This is a genomic window from Algoriphagus winogradskyi (genome assembly GCF_900182815.1).
GTDB lineage: Bacteria > Bacteroidota > Bacteroidia > Cytophagales > Cyclobacteriaceae > Algoriphagus > Algoriphagus winogradskyi.
Window position 1 is genome coordinate 1,031,532 of record NZ_FXUA01000001.1, and the last position, 18,701, is coordinate 1,050,232.

Sequence of the window (18,701 nt, forward strand, 5' to 3'; positions counted from 1 at the left end):
CCAATTCACCCCCGCCCCAAATCACTTCATAACTGTAGCTTTTAACTATAAAAAATCACTACCCGAACCTCATATCCCTTATCACCACTCCTTACTTCTAAGCTCTTTTCATTATATCCAGGCAGCAAGCTCAGCTTTTCACGGATCATTTTGATCCCTTTGGACTCGTGACTTTTTTCGGAACCCAGCCCCATACCCTCGCCGTTGTCCCGAACAGTGCATCTCAACTGATTGGTAGATATTATTTCATAAAGTATGGTCAATTCAGGATTTGGATGCTCTGCCGGAAATGCATGTACAAATACATTCTCCACCAAAGGCTGAATCAACATAGGAGAAATCATAATCTCCTTTTGGCTATCCAATGCATCTCCTTTGATCTCCCACTTCACCCGATTATCCATTCGGGTATTTTCCACTTCTATGTATTGAGTGAGGTAGATGATCTCCTCCTCCAGAGAAACCTGTGACTTACTACTTTGCTCCAGCGTAATTCGTATCAGCTTGCTAAATTTCCCTAAAAAACTCAGCGCCTGATCGGAGTCATTTTTGAGAATATAATATTGAATACTATTGATAGCATTGAAGGTAAAGTGGGGATTCATCTGGGACTGCAAGGCTTCCAACTTGATCTCGGTAAGTCGTTGCTTGAGTTGAGATTGGCTTTGGATTCTCTTAAGCCTAGTTCTATATATCGCGAAAAACACTGCTCCAACCAAAAAAAGCATTGAACAGATAAACCAAACACTGAGGTAGTAGGGCTTCGCTATCGAAAATTCGAGTAAAGAAACCCTCGTCAACTTTCCTGACATATAATCCAAAACCTCAACTTCCAACTGATAGTTGCCGAATGGTAAAAAAGGAAGTTCTATAAGTGGCTCATTATTAAATTCTGTCCAATCTGCCTCTGGCTTAATTCTATAATGGTATCTAAGTTTTCCTCCATTAAAATTACCTATTGGTTTGAAGCGAATTAACAAAGAATTCTCATTGGACTTTAGAGTCAAGTTTTCTCCTTGATATGCAAACCACTTAAAATCTTCAGCATTGATCGATTGGCTGTTTACTTTTAGATCTGTTATAGCCAATTCAATTGCAGGATATTTTTGGGCAAGCAAATCTGGAAGATTAATCCTAAAGAACCCACGATCCAAGCCTATATACAACTTATCTTCTACCCTATTAGCACTTCTGAAAACCCGCTGAAACTGGCCCTTTCCCTCTGCCCAAAATCTATTTTCACCTTCACTCAAAATATGCAAACCCAATTCCGTTCCTACCAAAAATACACCCTGATAAGATTCAATGAATAAGATTGAATTGCCCTGCAACTCTTCATTTGGCCATTTCCTAACTATTTCAAATTCAGGCTTGGTTCTGATCTGATACAAATCTCCAAACTCCGTCCCTGCCAACAACATTCCTTCTTCCAGGTAGTGAAGCGTTTTAAATTTGGACTCATCCCAGATGCCTTCATTTTTATAGGAAAAAAATTCATTGCCATCCCAATGGTACAAGCCATGAAAAACGGATACCAAATAGCTCCGGTTTTCCCCTGTCGCTACCTTTGAAATCTGCAAAGGAGTGGAAGGTATAGAAGGCTCATAATAGGTGTATTCAAAGATTCTCGGATCGGAATAAATCCTAACTCCTGCGTAAGGGTTTGTTTCCAATAATTCCCCATCAGGTGTAAAACCTACACTAAATGCATGAACAGGCAAATAGGTCACAAATCGACCATTCAAATCCACCTGAAAGATTCCAATATTGGTATTAATCCAGTAGGAATTGTCTTGAAAATGGAGTTGGTAAAACTCAATATCTTCTGGTAATATAGTTGGGTCAAGTTCAAAAAAACCGTCCATATGTTGCGGGATTTTGGAAGGAAAATCTCTGTAGAAATCAGCTTGGGTCTTTTTAAATTCACCTCGATCAACCCTCACTTTGGAACCATTTGAGTCTCTGATTTCCAATCCCAAATTACTCAAGAGCCCCAGCTTAATTTCACTTCCCGCAATTCCATTTACTTCCGCCTCATCATATTCCTCATAAACAATAATATCATCCAGACGAATTTGAAACAGGCCCTTATCTTGGGACCCCAGGTACAACAAATTTCGATTTTTGTCTATGGCACCACTAAGAATAAACTTTGAACTAATACCAAACCATTGACTTGCGTCGACCATCCGATCATTTTCAAGTCGAAATACACCTCCATCTTTGGAAAACAAACTAGCTGCTAGTAGATAACTCCGCCCATTTAAGACATCTACTTTCTTCCATACGACTGACTGTCCAAAAGTTTGAGAGGGAGTTTTTCCTGAGATAAAATCAGATTTAGCAATCTTCTTTACTGAGCCTTTATCTGCGAGTAGCAAACTGTCGTTGTGGACAGAAACAGAATAAATAGGTAGCCACTCATTAACTTTTCGAATTTTAGGGTCCTTATCTTCCCATATAATTTCATAGCTCCCATTTCTATACGTAGAATAAAAAAGCCTATCCCCCATCTCAAAAAATCCTGAAGTAAAATTCAAGTCATTCTGACGAATACTTGCCGGGATCGAATAGATCTCAAAGGTATCCACATCAACAATGCTAATTCCGTCTTCAGTGCCTATTAGCATCATATTTTTATATGAAAAGAAATGACGGATTCTATTATCGGCCAGACCATCCTTTGCAGTGAACACATGGAATTCTTTCCCGTCAAAAACCGAAAAACCTCCCCCATAACTACCAAACCACATGTTCCCATTACTATCCTCTGCTATCGCCCAGCAGCTATTAAAGCCCAATCCCTCAGATTCATGAAAGTTTTGAAAAACTCCACTCTCCAACTTTGACACACCATTTTCTGTTCCGACCCACAAAATCCCTCTGGAGTCTACCAGCAGGGATCGAATTGCATTGTTTGGCAAGCCATCCGCTGTGGTAAGGTTAAACGAAGGTATTTGCTGAGCTTCTGTAGAAAAAGTAAAACTCAAAGTCAGTAAAAAAACAACGAAGAGTATCTTAATAAAATCCATTAGTTAGCGTAGAGCTCTTTCGGACTGAAACAGAAATTTTATCGCCATTTCTCAACATCATAAATCCCTCTTTTTTGTCATAGCGAAGAAATTTAGTAGCGTTTGCTAAGAAAGAATGATGGATTCGAACAAAAAGATTACTCTCCTCAAACCTTTTTTTGTAATGTCCTATCGGTTTAGAAAGCAGCAATTTCTTTCCTCCTTCCAAGTGAAATTCAGTATAATTCCCATCCGCTTTGAGATAGAGAATATCATTCAAATCCACATACTCTACCGTGTCCTGGGTATTTAGATCAACGATATTGTGAGAACTAATTTGTCGTTTGATACTCACCAAGGTTTCTTCAATGGAATTAGGCTTCCTTTTTTCCTCGAATCGAACAATAGTTTTTTGCAATTCTACAGGATCAATAGGCTTAAGTAAATAATCAAAAGCTGCATGTTTAAATGCCGGAAGCGCGTGATCCTTATGTGCCGTAGTAAATACCACTTCAAAATCACGTTGGGGAAATATCTCAAGTAGCATAAAACCGCTTTTTTGAGGCATCTGTATGTCCAAAAACACTAAATCTGGCTCATGCTTTTGAATTGCTGGGATTGCCTGATCTACCGAATTGCACATCGCACAGATATCAAACTTTAGAGGAAAATGCTGCTCTAAAAGCATTTTAAGCGTTTCTATTGCATGGTTCTCATCGTCAACAAGTAGTGTCTTGATCATGGATTTTGACATGGTTTTAAAAAGTTAAGTTTGAAAATATTACTAAAAAGTATCTATTCAATGTACCTCTGTAAAGTATTTTCGAATAAGTGATGTCTCAAAGAATTAATGTTAATTTTTTGAAACCAAAAAAGCCATCCGATTTCTCAGATGGCTTCCTGTAATTTTAAAGTTGTCTTAAACCAAGGTTACTATCACTTCGTTCAGGGTTGCGCTTGGTCTCATCGCCTGAGAAGCCAATGCTGCATCTGGTCTGAAGTATCCACCGATATTCAGCGGAGTACCTTGAGAGCTATTCAACTCATGTACGATCACTTGCTCATTTGCTTCCAAAGCTGTCGCAAGTGTAGTGAATTTGGCCTTCAACTCAGCATCTTTGTTTTGCGCAGCAAGTGCCTGCGCCCAGTATAGTGCCAAGTAGAAATGACTTCCTCGATTATCCAATTTACCGACTACTCTAGCTGGAGATTTATCGTTTTCCAACCATTTGCCAGTTGCCTGATCTAGCGTTTCTGCTAGTAACAAAGCTTTGTCATTATGGAATGTTTGTCCCAAATGCTCCAGGGAAACCGCCAGTGCAAGGAATTCACCAAGGGAATCCCAACGCAAATGACCTTCAGTCACAAATTGCTCTACGTGCTTAGGTGCAGATCCACCAGCTCCAGTTTCAAACAATCCTCCTCCATTCATCAATGGAACGATTGAAAGCATTTTAGCAGAAGTACCCAATTCCAAAATCGGGAACAAATCTGTAAGGTAATCTCTCAACACATTTCCAGTCACCGAGATCGTATCCATACCTTCTTTAATTCTAGCCAAAGAAAGGTTGGTTGCCTCTATTGGGGAAAGGATAGAAATCTCCAATCCAGTCTGATCGTGATCTAATAAATATTTATTTACTTTTTTGATCAGTTCCGCATCATGAGCTCTATTTGGATCCAACCAGAAGATGGCAGGAGTATCAGAAAGTCTAGCTCTCGTTACAGCTAATTTCACCCAATCCTGGATCGGAGCATCCTTAGTCTGGCACATTCTCCAGATATCTCCAGCTTCCACATCGTGAGAGAAGATTTCTACGCCATTTTGATCCAATACTTTTACAGTTCCAGCGTAAGAAATCTCGAAAGTTTTATCATGGGAACCGTACTCTTCAGCTTTTTGAGCCATCAAACCTACGTTAGGCACAGAGCCCATCGTAGAAGGATCAAATGCTCCATGAGCCTTGCAGAAGTTGATTGTAGCTTCGTAAACTCCAGCGTAAGATCTGTCTGGAATGATAGCCTTGGTATCCTGAAGCTTACCAGCCTTATTCCACATCTGACCAGAAGTTCTAATCATCGCAGGCATAGAGGCATCGATAATCACATCACTAGGTACGTGTAGGTTGGTGATTCCTTTGTCAGAATTTACCATAGCCAAGTCTGGACTATCAGCAAGGCAAGCTGCGATATCCGCCTCAACTTCAGTTCTTTTAGGAATGGAAAGTTTATCAAGATTGGAAATCAAATCTCCAAATCCATTATTCACATCGATTCCCACCTCGTTGAAAGTAGCGATATGCTTCGCAAAAACTGGCTCAAAAAACACCTTCACCGCATGACCAAAGATAATAGGATCTGACACCTTCATCATCGTTGCTTTCATGTGTATGGAGAATAGGACACCTTGCTGCTTTGCTTCAGCTTTCGCTTTTCTAAGAAATGCTGTCAACGCTGAAATACTCATCGTTGAAGCATCGATCACTTCCCCAGCCTGAATTTTCAACCCAGATTTAAGAATTTCTTTTTGCCCGTCAGCGCCATGAAGCTCAATAGAAACAACCGCTTCATCAGCCATGGTGTGAGACTTTTCACTTCCATAAAAATCACCTTCGGTCATGCTATCCACATGAGACTTGGAATCTGCAGACCACTTACCCATGGAGTGCGGATGCTTTCTAGCATAAGCTTTCACCGCCTGTGGAGCTCTACGGTCAGAGTTACCTTCACGGAGAACAGGGTTCACAGCAGAACCTTTGATTTTATCGTATTTGCCTTTGATGGTCTTTTCTGCATCAGTTTTTGGCTCTTCAGGATAATCAGGAAGAGCATATCCCTGCGCCTGAAGTTCCTTGATTGCAGCTTTGAGCTGAGGAACAGAAGCAGATATATTTGGAAGCTTTACAATGTTAGCTTCAGGAGTTTTTGCGATGTCACCTAGCTCAGCCAAGGTATCTGGAAGCTGCTGCTCAGGAGTCAAAAACTCAGAGAAATTGGAAATAATTCTACCGGAAAGCGAAATATCACGCGTTTCCACAGATACACCTGCGGACTTAGTGAATGCTTCTACAATTGGTAATAGGGAATACGTAGCCAAAGCCGGAGCTTCGTCAGTTAGCGTATAAAGGATTTTTGGAGTTTGGTTACTCATGGTTTTAAGAATTCTAAAAAGACATGTTACACCCTGAGGCTTCAATTGACCTTCGTTAGGTCAGCTCCATTTCAAACTGTAGTTGGATTGGAAAAAAGAGGAAACAGGGTCTTAAAATATTGGGGCTAAAATACGGAAAATATCCTTGTTTCAAATTCCACTTACGTAAAGTAAGAATCCTTAACGGGTTAACTTATTGGATTGAAAAATTATCGGAATCCATCCAAGCCGGAAACTTCTCCCGGTAGGAATCTAAAGCTTCTCTATCTAAGGTGATTATGCTGATTTTCTCCTCCTCTCCCAGAAACTCAAGCGAATTTCCCTTGAAATCATAGGCAGCAGAATGCCCATTGTACATTATCCCATTGCCATCTTCTGCTACCCGATTAACACCAATAGAATAAGCTAGATTCTCAATAGCCCTGGCGGGCAAAAGTGCATCCCAAGCGGAAACTCGGGCCGCAGGCCAAGACGCTACATAAAAAATCAGATCGTACGCCAGCTTCCCATCAATCATTCTATTCCTAGACCAAATAGGAAATCGTAAATCATAACAAACCTGTGGGCATATTTTCCAGCCATTCAACTCAAAAATCGGCAACCTATCTCCTGCTGAAAAAGATTGATCTTCATCAGCCATCCGAAAAAGATGACGCTTATCGTAATGCTGAATCATTCCGTCAGGACTCACCCAAAGCAAGCGGTTGTAATAATCCCCATCCACTTGGATGATCGCACTTCCGGCGATTGTGGCATTCTTTTGCGAAGCCATCTGCCGCATCCACTTGCAGATATTCAGGTTCATGGGCTCAGCCAACTCAGCAGCATCCATACTAAATCCTGTCGGGAACATTTCAGGCAGGATAATCAAATCCACGCCATTATCAATCTCCCACATTTTCTCTTCCAGCATCGCCAGATTGGCCACCTTATCTTTCCAATAAAGCTTTGTCTGTACCAGTGCTATGTTGAATTGTGGGGATTTTATCATCTGAGAGGATATATCATACGGTAATCAGTGGATATCTTTCCTTTGCTGACGTCGATCAATTTGGATTTCACCAAGCGTTTTTTCAGACCCTTTAGGTAATCTATAAAAAGGACTCCTTCTAGGTGATCATATTCATGTTGAATTACGCGAGCGGTCATTCCTGTGAATTCATCTTCTTTCAGATTCCAATTCTCATCGTAATACTCGATAGTCAAGGTCTCAGGGCGAGTAATCTCCGCACGAACCTCGGGAATACTCAAGCAGCCTTCTTCGAAGCTGTAATCATCCCCATATTCATCCAAAATAATAGGATTGATAAATGCACGACGAATCCCGACTTCTTCATCATCCTCATCTAGCATTAAGGTACTGTCAATCACAAATAGACTAATTCCCTGATTGATTTGAGGTGCTGCGAGACCTACGCCATTGGCGTTGTCCATCGTAGCAAACATATTTTTGATAAGCTCATCGAGCTCGGTCCCCTCGGTAATTTCCTCTGCTTCTTTCTTAAGAATTGGGTTACCGTAAGCAACTATTGGGTAAATCATTGTCTCTCTAAATAGGATTGTAGAATAATCGCCGCACTTACCTTGTCCAGGTTTCCGGCCTTTTCTTTTCTGTCTTTCTTTTTACTTCCCATGGTGATCATACTTTGCATGGCCATCTTAGAAGTGAACCGCTCATCGACGAGTTCTATTTTTTTATCGGGAAATGCCTTTGAAAGCCTGTCCTTCATAGTAATTACTTTCGGGGTCATTTCGTTGTGCTCACCATTCAATCGTGTTGGATAGCCTAAAACTAATGTATCAACCTCTTCTTTTTGGCAATACCTTTTGAGGTAATCGAGCAATGTGGAAGTTTCAATAGTTTCAAGCGGATTAGCCAACATTTTTAAAGTATCGGTAACAGCCAGGCCGGTTCTTTTGGTTCCCAGATCAATTGCGAGTATTCTGGGCATTAGTTTTTTCTAGTTTTCTTCTTGATTTGGCGCAAAGCTTCTCTTTCTAGTTCAACCGCCTTAGGGAAAAGAAGTTCGTCTTCAATTTTTGCATGGATCCTAAGTTCTTGTTCGAAATTCTGTAATTCGTGGTAAAGAACCTTCATGGTGAGCGGAGCCTCCGGAGCTAAGGAATAATCAGCGGTCAACTTTCGAATTCCCTCCATCTCGTCATCGTGAATTTCATGCTGGTCGGCAAGCATATGTACCGGATCTCTCTCTAAAATAGTGATGGCATCTTGTAACGAAAATCGATTTTCCTCAATATCCTGAAGCAATTCGATTCTTTTGAAAAGCCTGTTTTCCTCCTCATGGATATGATGTATAAAATCCTCCACAAAAAGTGGGAACATAATCCTAAGATCTGCCATCAAAGCGGTAAATTGTGGCTCAGGAACTATCCCAGAGATTATATTAGAAAGAAAAGGTAATTCTTGTCGTACGAAATAGTAGTGCTTTTTCTTCAGATAAGCCACTAAAACTTCGATGGGGTTCAAGTAAAGTTCTTCGGTAGTTGGCTCCTTGCGCTGCGCCCAAGATTCCAATTCTGTAATCAGCTGACTGGAATGCACCTTGTGCTTTTTGCAAACCACTTCCAGCGACTCCGTTGGGTACTGATAAAAGCTAATTCCGAAATAATGTAGCACAGATGCGAAGACATAGTTTTCAGAAACTAAATCTCCTATCAGAGCCTTTTCGAAATCGTCTTCTGTTTGCATGTTGCAAAAATAATTTTTTTTAACAGAAAAAAGGGGAATAAATTGAGCCATTATATACTTCCCTCGTATAAACATTTGTAACCTTTATCAAAAGACGCTTCGAAATGAGGGGGAAAATGGGTAATTTACCTTAACAATAAAGAAATATAACCAACTGAAAGAGAAAGCCGTGAGCGAGACGAAAAACACTAAATCCCAAATCAGACTTCCAATAATTTTGGCATTAGCCATTTCAGCTGGAATATGGATCGGGGCAACTTTTGCTGAGCCAAAAGGAAATCAAAATGACCTAAGGGCTGCACTTTATAAGCTTCAGGAAATAATGACTTACGTCAACAGAGATTATGTAGACAGTGTCAATTCCAATGAATTAATAGATTATGGGATCAATAAAATGTTGGAGCATTTGGATCCACATACCAGCTATATTCCTGCAAAAGACGCTTCAATTGTTCAATCACAACTTGACGGAGAGTTTGATGGAATTGGAGTAGAGTTTGGAATCATACGAGATACCATATATGTGGTGGCACCCTTGACTGGTGGACCTTCCGAAGCTCTAGGTATTCAATCTGGCGACCAAATCATCAGAGTAGATGGAGAAACGATGGCTGGTGTCGGAGTTACTAATAGAGATGTCTTTGAAAAACTACGTGGACCAAAAGGTTCTGTTGTAGTGGTGGACATGAAGCGGAAAAACCAAAAGGACCTTATCGAATATAAAATTACGCGTGATAAGATCCCTCAATATAGCATCAATGCATCTTACATGGTTAACGATGAGATCGGCTACATCAAAGTAACCCGATTTGCTGCTACTACCTATGATGAGTTCAAAGAAGCTCTTTATGACCTGAAAGTAAAAGGGATGAAAAAATTGGTCATTGACCTTCAAGGCAATCCAGGAGGTTACATGGGAGCGGCGATTAATATGGCTGATGAACTATTGGGAGGTAAAGCTTTGATCGTTTCTCAAGAAGGAAAAGTAGACCAGTACAACCAAAAAGCTTTTGCTTTCAAGCCAGGCCTATTTGAAGAAGGGCCAATAATCGTACTTGTGAATGAAGGATCCGCTTCAGCTTCTGAGATTCTTGCAGGTGCAATTCAGGATAATGACAGAGGTTTGATTGTAGGTAGAAGATCATTTGGAAAAGGCTTGGTACAAATGCCTATTGACTTGTCTGATGGTGCTGAATTAAGATTAACGATAGCACGGTATTATACTCCTTCGGGAAGATCTATTCAGAAACCTTATGGATCTGATTACGAAGCTTATGAAAGCGATTTCATGAATCGTTTCAAACACGGAGAGTTTTTCTCTGCTGATAGTATTAAGTTCAATGACAGCTTGAAATACGAAACAGTGAAAGGCCGTACAGTCTATGGCGGTGGAGGTATCATGCCTGACTACTTTGTTCCTCTAGACACCACCATGTCTTCAGCCTATGTAAATAGACTCTTCAACTCAGATTCAAATAGGGAATTTGTGCTGGATTATGTAAATGAGAACAAAGCCAAATTTGAGAATATGACCGTGGAGCAGTATTACAGTGACTTTACCGTAAGTGACGCGATGCTGAATCAATTGGTAGAATATGGCAATAAGAATAAAGTTGACTTTGACGCAGCTGATTTCAATAAGTCTAAAGAATACCTTAAAATCTTGGTAAAAGCTCATGTAGGTCGACAGCTTTATGATGACAGCGCTTTCTACAAAGTCGTCAATGACATCAATGAAGTTTACCTTCAAGCGATCAAGTTGTTTGATGAGGCAGAGAAAATTGCTATGGCAACTGACCTCCATGAAGAAGAGGAGGAATAAAGATTGGTATTATCGAATGCATAATTGGGAAAGCACTCACTTTGGTGGGTGCTTTCTTATTTATTATCAAAATTAATTTTCAATCCATGACCAAAACCATTAACATTAAGCTTTCCAAAACCCACTAATGCAGATGAAGACCTTATTTACCTTTTTATTACTAGGAATTACCATGAGTACTTATGCACAGATCAAAGTCAACCATATCGCTGTTCACGTAAGCAATCTTGCGGAGAGCAAGGAGTTTTATCAGAAAATAGTTGGCCTGAAAGAAATTGAAGAACCTTTCAAAGATGGTCTTCATGCTTGGTATGATATAGGAAGTGGAGCTGCTCTTCATATTATTGAAGCCGCAAATGTCCCAACTCAAATCTCTAAAGTGAACCACCTTTGTTTCAGCATGGAGGATATGGATGCCTTCATAAAAACACTGGAAAGCACAGACTATCCATTTGAAAGCTGGCTTGGGGAAAAGGGCAAAGTAACCATCCGAGTCGATGGTATTCGCCAGATTTACATCCAAGATCCTGATGGGCTTTGGTTGGAAATCAATGATGACTATTGACAGTCAACTATGAAACAACACATTCGTAAAACCCAGACTTAGATCTGGGTTTTTTCTTTTAAGGCTGCCCATATTTCTCAACATTAATAATAGAATATGTATATCCGCTTTTGCTCCAGTATGGAGTCAAAAGCAAAAAAGGATATCTTAACTTAAGAATTGAAGCAGCATCGGTCATCGGTCATCGGTCTTCCGGCCATATAAGCAATGAATCTAAGGTGACAGGCATCTTTGCGGATAATCATATAATAGAATATAAGATAGGATTCACCGAGTTTACCTTTCTGTTAAGAATATAAAACTGACTTAACCCTTAAAAAAGCACAAACCCGCCCACTTGACTAAAATAAATTACTTTTTCATAACAAAAACTAATCTGCTCATCGATTAAGACTATTTAATACATCTACTTTTTTAAAAAGTGTGGATTTATAAAAAGTCAATTAGTTGACCACATTACCTCTCCTTTATTATTCAGGTTTTTAAAATAACAAATTGAAAACCTAAATTCTAAGCCTCCCTTTCTCTCCTTAGATACTTTTGTCCTCTGATATCAGCCACAGCTACTTACACCTGGCTTCAAACTGATTATCAATTATTTAAAACCATTCTCAAATTTTAAATCTAGGAAATGAAGAAGACTTTTACAGTTATTGCTTTGTTGATGCTGCTCCTGCCGACATGCCTTTTGGCGCAGGTTCAGATCAAAGGAAAAGTATCAGACGCCACAGGAGAGGGACTTCCAGGGGTAACCATATTGGTGAAGGGCACCAATAAAGGGACGATTGCCGATTTTGATGGTAATTACACAATCATGGCAGACGAGAGCGCTATTTTAGTGTTTAGTTTTATTGGATTTGAAGCTCAAGAAGAGCCTATCAATGGAAGAAGTATTATCAATATCACTCTAACGGAAGACAGCAAGTCTCTGGATGAAGTAGTAGTAACTGCGATAGGTATCAAGCAGCAGAAGAAAAAACTAGGTTATGCTACGCAGGAAGTTCCAATGGAAGTAGTAGCAGAAGCTTCTACTTTGAACCTTGGGAATGCCTTATCTGGTCAAATTGCAGGATTGACAGTTACCAATCCCACGGGAATGTTCCAATCCCCTTCATTTAGTCTAAGAGGGAAAAGTCCATTGATTGTATTAGATGGCATTCCTCTAGAAAGTGACTTATTTGACATCTCTCCAGAAGACATTGAAAGCATTAATGTGCTTAAAGGGGGGTCCGCCTCTGCCCTTTATGGCTCTAGAGGAAAAAATGGTGCAATTCTGATCACAAGAAAAAATGCGTCTAAAGAAGGGCTGACTGTAACTGCCTCTACGAACAATATGATTATTGCTGGTTTCACGGTCTTTCCAGAAACTCAGACAGAATATGGAAATGGATCAAATGGAAAATATGAATTCTGGGATGGTGCAGATGGTGGTATCTCAGATGGTGACATGATCTGGGGTCCAAAGTTTGAACCTGGAGTAATGGTTCCTCAATGGAATAGCCCTATCCGTGATAAGCAGACAGGTGAAGAAATCGAATGGTACGGAAGCGTCACTGGTACCGTATATGATGACAAATCTCGCTATGAACGTGTACCTACAGAGTGGAAGCGTCATGATAATTTGAAAGATTTCATGAGAACTGGTGTAGTTACCAAAAATGACATTTCTGTTGCTTACCAAGGTGAAAAAGCTCAATTGAGATTTTCAGCAAATTATGCATTTCAGCAAGGTCAGGTTCCAAATACTTCTGTAAACACAGGGGGTTTTAACTTTAACTCTACTTTTAAGCTCAGTGAAAAATTGCAATTGGATGCGACATTGGGTTACAATAAAGTTTACTCCCCAAACTATCCACGATACGGATATGGTCCTAAAAACCACATGTACACGATCCTGATATGGATGGGTGATGATGTAAATGGCCAGGACTTGAGAGACCACATGTACGTACCTGGACTGGAAGGCTATAGACAAGCTAACTTTAATTATGCTTGGTATAACAATGTCTATTTTGCAGCCAACGAACTGAATCAGGTTCACAACAGGAATGTAATGGACGGCAAGCTGAAACTGAAATATCAGATCATGCCTGATTTGTACATACAAGGTAGAATCTCTGCGAGACAGAGATCTCTTTTTGAAGATATGCAGAGTCCGAAGTCCTATATGAATTATGGAGACTCCAGAAACGGCGATTACAAATTCTGGAATGATGACCAGTTAAACCTTGACACGGATTTCCTTGCCGCCTACAATAAGAATTTCAACGAAACCTTTGGATTAACAGTCAACGCGGGTGCTTCAAGTTTCTACAGAAGCTACAAACAAGCTTATTCTTCTTCAGATGGATTGATCGTTCCTTATGTTTATAGCTTAAATAACACCCAGGGTCCAGTTCAAGCTTCCAATTATTTGGAAGAAAAAGAAATTCGAAGTGTATATGGCTCAATAGGCTTAGACGTATGGCAATCGCTTTTCTTCAACTTTACAGCAAGAAATGACTGGTCGTCGACCTTGCCAAAGGTTAACAATTCGTACTTCTACCCATCTGCCTCTATAAGTGCAATTGTATCTGAATTTGTTACCCTGCCAAAAGCAATCGACTTCATCAAGTTGTATGGATCCTGGTCTGAGGTTTCGAGTGATTTGAGTCCTTACAGTATTTACTCTGCTTACAATAAAGGAGTGACTTACGGTTCTATTCCTTCAGTAAACTATTCCTCGAGCCTTGTAAACCCTGAGATCATGCCTCAGAAATCAACAACTTTCGAAGCTGGTTTATCTACTTCATTTGCTCAGAAAAGATTAGGTGTAGAAGGAACCTACTATAGAATTTTGGATGAAAATCAGATCATAGATCTAAGCATATCTGAAGCATCTGGCTACTCTTCACGCAAGGTGAACGGAAACGAATACACCACCAACGGTTTTGAATTAATGTTGAATTATGCAGCAATTCAGAAAGAAAAATTCTCTTGGAACATTGGTGCCAACTGGACCAAGTTTGAGCGAAAAATCACAGGCATCTATGGCGACGAGGAGAAATTCGGCAACCTAAGCGTAGGTGATAGAGCGGATAGCTATTATGCTACTGTTTGGCAAAAAAGTGCTGATGGTCAAGTAATCCTAGACGCCAACACTGGAATGCCTTCCAGAGATCCTTTCCCAACTAAAATTGGCCACCTAGACCCATCCTGGAGATTTGGTATCCAAAACCAATTTAACATCAACAAATTCAGAATTGCAATGGATGTGGATGGTGCCTGGGGAGGACTACTGAGATCAGTGACTATAGAGAAAATGTGGTGGGGAGGTAAGCACCCGAACTCTACAGAATATAGAGATGCAGAATATGCTGCCGGGCAACCAGTCTATGTACCAGAAGGTGTAGTAGTCACTGGGGGTGAATTGGTACGAGATGTAAATGGAAATGTAATTTCTGACTCCAGAGAATACGCTCCAAACACAACTGCAGTGAGCTGGCAGACCTGGTCGCAGACCTATCCATATAGAGCACAAGTCACTGAAGACGAAAGCAAAACTTTTGCGAATGTGTATGACCGTTCCTACCTCAAGTTGAGAAGACTCTCTGTAACCTATGACTTGATGAACCTCATGCAGTCCAAAAAAATTAAAAACCTTGATCTGACACTTTATGGATACAATCTATTTGTACTGAAGAAATTGCCTTATCTAGACCCGGACTATGGCAATGATAACAATCTACAGGATCCATCTTCTCGCTATGTAGGCATGACCTTGAAGGCCGTATTTTAATTGATTTCAGTCAGAAAAAACTTGAATAAAATGAAAAACATATTAGTTATCCTATTTCTTTCTATGGTATTCATTTCCTGCTCCGATTTGGAGGAAATGAACATCAACCCTAACCTACCTACTGAAACTCACCCTCAGCTCCTACTCACAAATGTAGAATGGGATGTCTTCAGAGCTTATGGAGGCACTTCTCCACTTTATGCGCAGAAAATGCTCGTTCAGACCGATGGAGAAAACTCCAATCAATTTTACAAATGGGACAGAGGCAGCTTCGGACCGTATTCTGTATTGAGAAATGTAACCAAAATGATCGAAGAGGCTGAGCGAATTAATGATCCTTCCTACATCGCTTTGGGCAAGTTCTTTAGAAGCTACTACTTCTTCAATTTAACTTTGAATTTTGGTGATGTGCCTTATTCTTCTGCCTTGAAAGGTGAAACCAATGAAGAATATGCTCCTATATATGACGATCAGGAAACTGTATTCAAAGGAATTTTGATGGAATTGAAAGAGGCTGAAGAGATACTTTCGGAGCAAAACACAATTATTGCTGGTGATATTATCTATGGTGGAAATGTGCTTTCTTGGAGAAAATTGATTAATGCCTTCCGACTTAAAGTTTTGATGACTCTTTCTCCGAAGGTAGAGTCAGGAGAAATCGACCCATCTGAATTCAATTCTATTTTCACGAAAAATCCATTAATGGAAAGTGAGTCTGAAAGTGGTCAATTGGTTTTCTTAGATCAGCAAAACAACCGTTACCCTGACTTCAATAGTAGTGGATTCAGTTCTGGGATGTACATTGATTCTACATTTATCCAGAGACTACAGGTTAGAAAGGACCCTCGTCTATTTATCTACTGTACTCAGACGAAATCTGCCAAAGAAGCGGGTAAGGCAATAGATGACTTCTCTGCATACGAAGGTGGTGATCCTGCTGCTCCTTATGGCGAAGTAAATGAAAAAGCAACTCAAGGAAATGTGTCTAAAGTGAATGATAGGTACCACAGAGACCCTGTGAACGAACCTTACAAGCTTATGGGCTATTCTGAGCAGCAACTGATTCTAGCTGAAGCTGCTGTTCGAGGCTGGATCAATGCAGACGCCAAAATGCTTTATGAATCTGGAGTAAAAGGCTCTTTCAAATTCTATGAAATGTATTCTGAAGAATACAGCAGCTATGTAGATGCTGATGCAGCGTTGAGCTACCTGAACGAACCATTGAATGACTTTTCCAATGCCACCCAGAAGGAAGAAAAAATCGAGATGATTGTGATGCAAAAATACCTACAGTCTTTCTTCCAGATGCAATGGACATCTTTCTACGACCATCATCGCACAGGTTTCCCTTCTTTCAGAAGACCTGCAGGAGTAGAGATTCCATACAGATGGATCTATCCCCAGTCAGAATACAATTTCAATGCTGACAATGTTACTTCCGCGATTACAAAACAATTTGGAGCAGGCAATGACAACATTCACGAAATGACGTGGTGGATTAAATAACACCCTATTGAAATAAATTAAATGGGCTTTTCTCAATAAGAGACGAAGCCCATTTTTATTTATAGCGTATGCAAAATCATGATAATCATATCTTAGGATATCATTGATTTGAGAAGCATCAAAAAGCCCAGACTTTCATCTGGGCTTTTCTACTTTAATTTTCGTATAGATGCTGTGGCCAGCTATCGTTACCAAGATTTACATCTGGAAGAAGCTTATCCGGATCAATAACTACGCTTTTCACTTTCTTGTCAGTTTTCAACAAGTAATTCCAAGTATCACCTCTTTGCCAAATCTCTACAGGAAGCATTTTTCGCTCTGTTGTACCATCCTCAAAAGTAACTTCCAGCAATACTGGCATTGGCATATCTCCTTTGTTTGCTAAAACAACCACATAGTTGCCAGCATAAGGAACTACTGCACTTACACCTAAATCAATATTACCTGTTCCGTAGAACCATCCTTGCCAAAACCATGAAAGGTTTTCACCAGCTACATTTTCAATATGATTGAAGAAATCTGTTGGTTGCGGATGCTTGTAAGCCCAAGTTTTGATGTAGGACTTAAACGCATTGTCAAAACGCTCATGGCCCAGTACATATTCACGAAGCAACAACAATCCCATTGCAGGCTTATTGTATGCTAACATTCCCAAATTATTGATATTCACAACATCTGGATAGGTATCGATTCCCTCTCGTGTCTCGCTAGTAAAGAAATTCACATATCTGCGAGTTTGATTCAGATTAGAAGGATACTCTCCTTCATTGAATGCCAATGTACTGTAATGATTGATAAACGTGTTAAAACCTTCATCCATCCAAGCATAACGACGCTCGTTAGTACCTACGATCATAGGGAACCAGTTGTGCCCAAATTCGTGATCAGTCACGCCCCACAACCCTGCTCCTTTGGAATTATAGCTACAGAAGTTCAGGCCGGGATACTCCATGCCTCCTATGTCTGCTGCCACATTAGTTGCAGTAGCATAAGGAAACTCAAACCACATCTCGGAATAATGCTCGATTGAAGCTTTACTATATTCCGTTGATCTTGACCAAGCTTCTATCCCATTTGATTCTTTAGGATATGCAGACTGAGCCAAAATTTTCTTCCCGCTAGGAAGATTGATTTTTGCAGCATCCCAGATAAATGCTTTGGAAGTAGCAAAAGCCACATCGCGGCTATTTTCGATAGCGAAGTGCCAAGTGACCGTTCCTTCTTGCTTAGGTCTCGTCAATTCAGTATTGCCAAGCTCCTCGGCAGTAATCAACATTACAGTGGTATCACTGTCCTTTGCTTTCGCATAACGATTCTGAAGCTCTTTGCTTAGCACTTCTTTTGGATTCAAAAGCTCTCCGGAACCTACCACGATGTGGTCATAAGGCACAGTAACTTTATAATCAAAATCTCCATACTCAAGGTAAAACTCTCCAGCTCCCAAGTATGGCTCGACATTCCAACCTTCTACATCATCGAATACCGCTACTTTAGGATACCACTGAGCAAAAGCATAAATCCAACCATCTTCTACTTCTAATCTTCCCATTCTATCCATTCCTTCAACTGGAACTTTGAAAGAGAAATCCATAGAAACAGTTGCCGTTCCACCTTTTGCTGGGATAGGCTCATTGAACCAAACCTGCATTCTTGTGTCAGAATCAATGTGCTTGGTAGAAACTGACCCTTTGGAACCAACTTTGGCCTGTAGATTTGTTATTTCATATCCTCCATCCACATCTCCATTGTAACGGTTGCCTTGAATCGGGGTAGTCAATGTACCTCGGGAATCCTCGGTGAATCGATTTTGCTCCATCTGCATCCAGATAAAATCTAAAGACTCAGGGCTGTTATTTGTATAAGTAAGGGTGATGTTTCCGGCCAGCGTATGGGTGGAATCATCCAAGGTTACCGCGATTTGGTAGTCCGCTTTGTTCTGCCAGTATCCCACATTAGGTTTTCCTGAGGCAGATCGGGTATACGTACCTTTACGGTTGATAAATTCTCCAAATTCCTTTTGGTTATTTTCTTTTACTTCTTGAGCAAAAGAATTGCTGAATCCTGCGAGCATAGCTCCTGCAAAAAGCAGCTTAACTATTATTTTCCTGCGCATACTATTTATTTGATTTAGTTTCAAAAGTAAGAATTGCTATTCTAA

12 protein-coding genes are annotated in these 18,701 nt (G+C 40.2%); 4 read left to right on the forward strand and 8 right to left on the reverse strand.

Going from position 1 to position 18,701, the window contains the following annotated elements:
- Positions 1 to 41: 41 nt before the first annotated feature.
- The 7 genes from QOL76_RS04225 to QOL76_RS04255 all read right to left on the reverse strand — a co-directional run bounded on the left by QOL76_RS04225 (position 42) and on the right by QOL76_RS04255 (position 8,872).
- Positions 42 to 3,032, reverse strand: a complete 2,991-nt coding sequence (locus tag QOL76_RS04225) for a sensor histidine kinase (protein WP_283411772.1) — start codon at positions 3,030 to 3,032, stop codon at positions 42 to 44.
- Positions 3,019 to 3,753 (reverse strand): LytR/AlgR family response regulator transcription factor, encoded by a 735-nt coding sequence (locus tag QOL76_RS04230; RefSeq protein ID WP_283411773.1) that lies wholly within the window; start codon positions 3,751 to 3,753, stop codon positions 3,019 to 3,021. Before QOL76_RS04230 ends, QOL76_RS04225 begins: the two co-directional genes overlap by 14 nt.
- 177 nt (positions 3,754 to 3,930) lie before the next feature.
- The gene (locus tag QOL76_RS04235; RefSeq protein ID WP_283411774.1) at positions 3,931 to 6,162 is read right to left on the reverse strand and encodes an NADP-dependent isocitrate dehydrogenase; all 2,232 of its coding nucleotides are present in this window, start codon (positions 6,160 to 6,162) and stop codon (positions 3,931 to 3,933) included.
- 193 nt (positions 6,163 to 6,355) lie between these two features.
- Entirely contained in the window at positions 6,356 to 7,153 is a 798-nt protein-coding gene (locus QOL76_RS04240) for an amidohydrolase (RefSeq protein WP_283411775.1), read from the reverse strand.
- The gene (def, locus tag QOL76_RS04245) at positions 7,150 to 7,704 is read right to left on the reverse strand and encodes a peptide deformylase (RefSeq protein ID WP_283411776.1); all 555 of its coding nucleotides are present in this window, start codon (positions 7,702 to 7,704) and stop codon (positions 7,150 to 7,152) included. Before def ends, QOL76_RS04240 begins: the two co-directional genes overlap by 4 nt.
- On the reverse strand, positions 7,701 to 8,114 hold the full coding sequence (ruvX, locus tag QOL76_RS04250; protein WP_283411777.1) for a Holliday junction resolvase RuvX: 414 nt from the start codon (positions 8,112 to 8,114) through the stop codon (positions 7,701 to 7,703). Before ruvX ends, def begins: the two co-directional genes overlap by 4 nt.
- Positions 8,114 to 8,872, reverse strand: a complete 759-nt coding sequence (locus tag QOL76_RS04255; RefSeq protein WP_283411778.1) for a hemerythrin domain-containing protein — start codon at positions 8,870 to 8,872, stop codon at positions 8,114 to 8,116. Before QOL76_RS04255 ends, ruvX begins: the two co-directional genes overlap by 1 nt.
- Before the next feature lie 169 nt (positions 8,873 to 9,041).
- Here QOL76_RS04255 and QOL76_RS04260 point away from each other — a divergent pair, with 169 nt between their 5' ends.
- From QOL76_RS04260 to QOL76_RS04275, 4 genes are all read left to right on the forward strand, one after another.
- Entirely contained in the window at positions 9,042 to 10,694 is a 1,653-nt protein-coding gene (locus QOL76_RS04260) for a S41 family peptidase (RefSeq protein ID WP_283411779.1), read from the forward strand.
- A gap of 133 nt (positions 10,695 to 10,827) precedes the next feature.
- The gene (locus QOL76_RS04265; protein ID WP_283411780.1) at positions 10,828 to 11,259 is read left to right on the forward strand and encodes a VOC family protein; all 432 of its coding nucleotides are present in this window, start codon (positions 10,828 to 10,830) and stop codon (positions 11,257 to 11,259) included.
- A gap of 631 nt (positions 11,260 to 11,890) precedes the next feature.
- A complete protein-coding gene (locus QOL76_RS04270) occupies positions 11,891 to 15,037 on the forward strand; it encodes a SusC/RagA family TonB-linked outer membrane protein (RefSeq protein WP_283411781.1) in 3,147 nt (1,048 codons plus the stop codon).
- A gap of 30 nt (positions 15,038 to 15,067) precedes the next feature.
- Positions 15,068 to 16,543 carry a SusD/RagB family nutrient-binding outer membrane lipoprotein gene (locus QOL76_RS04275; protein ID WP_283411782.1) on the forward strand — a complete coding sequence of 492 codons (1,476 nt, stop codon included), beginning with the start codon at positions 15,068 to 15,070 and terminating at the stop codon, positions 16,541 to 16,543.
- A gap of 154 nt (positions 16,544 to 16,697) precedes the next feature.
- Here QOL76_RS04275 and QOL76_RS04280 read toward each other — a convergent pair whose 3' ends face one another.
- Complete coding sequence (locus tag QOL76_RS04280) at positions 16,698 to 18,656, reverse strand: M1 family metallopeptidase (protein ID WP_283411783.1); 1,959 nt, start codon at positions 18,654 to 18,656, stop codon at positions 16,698 to 16,700.
- Positions 18,657 to 18,701: the final 45 nt, after the last annotated feature.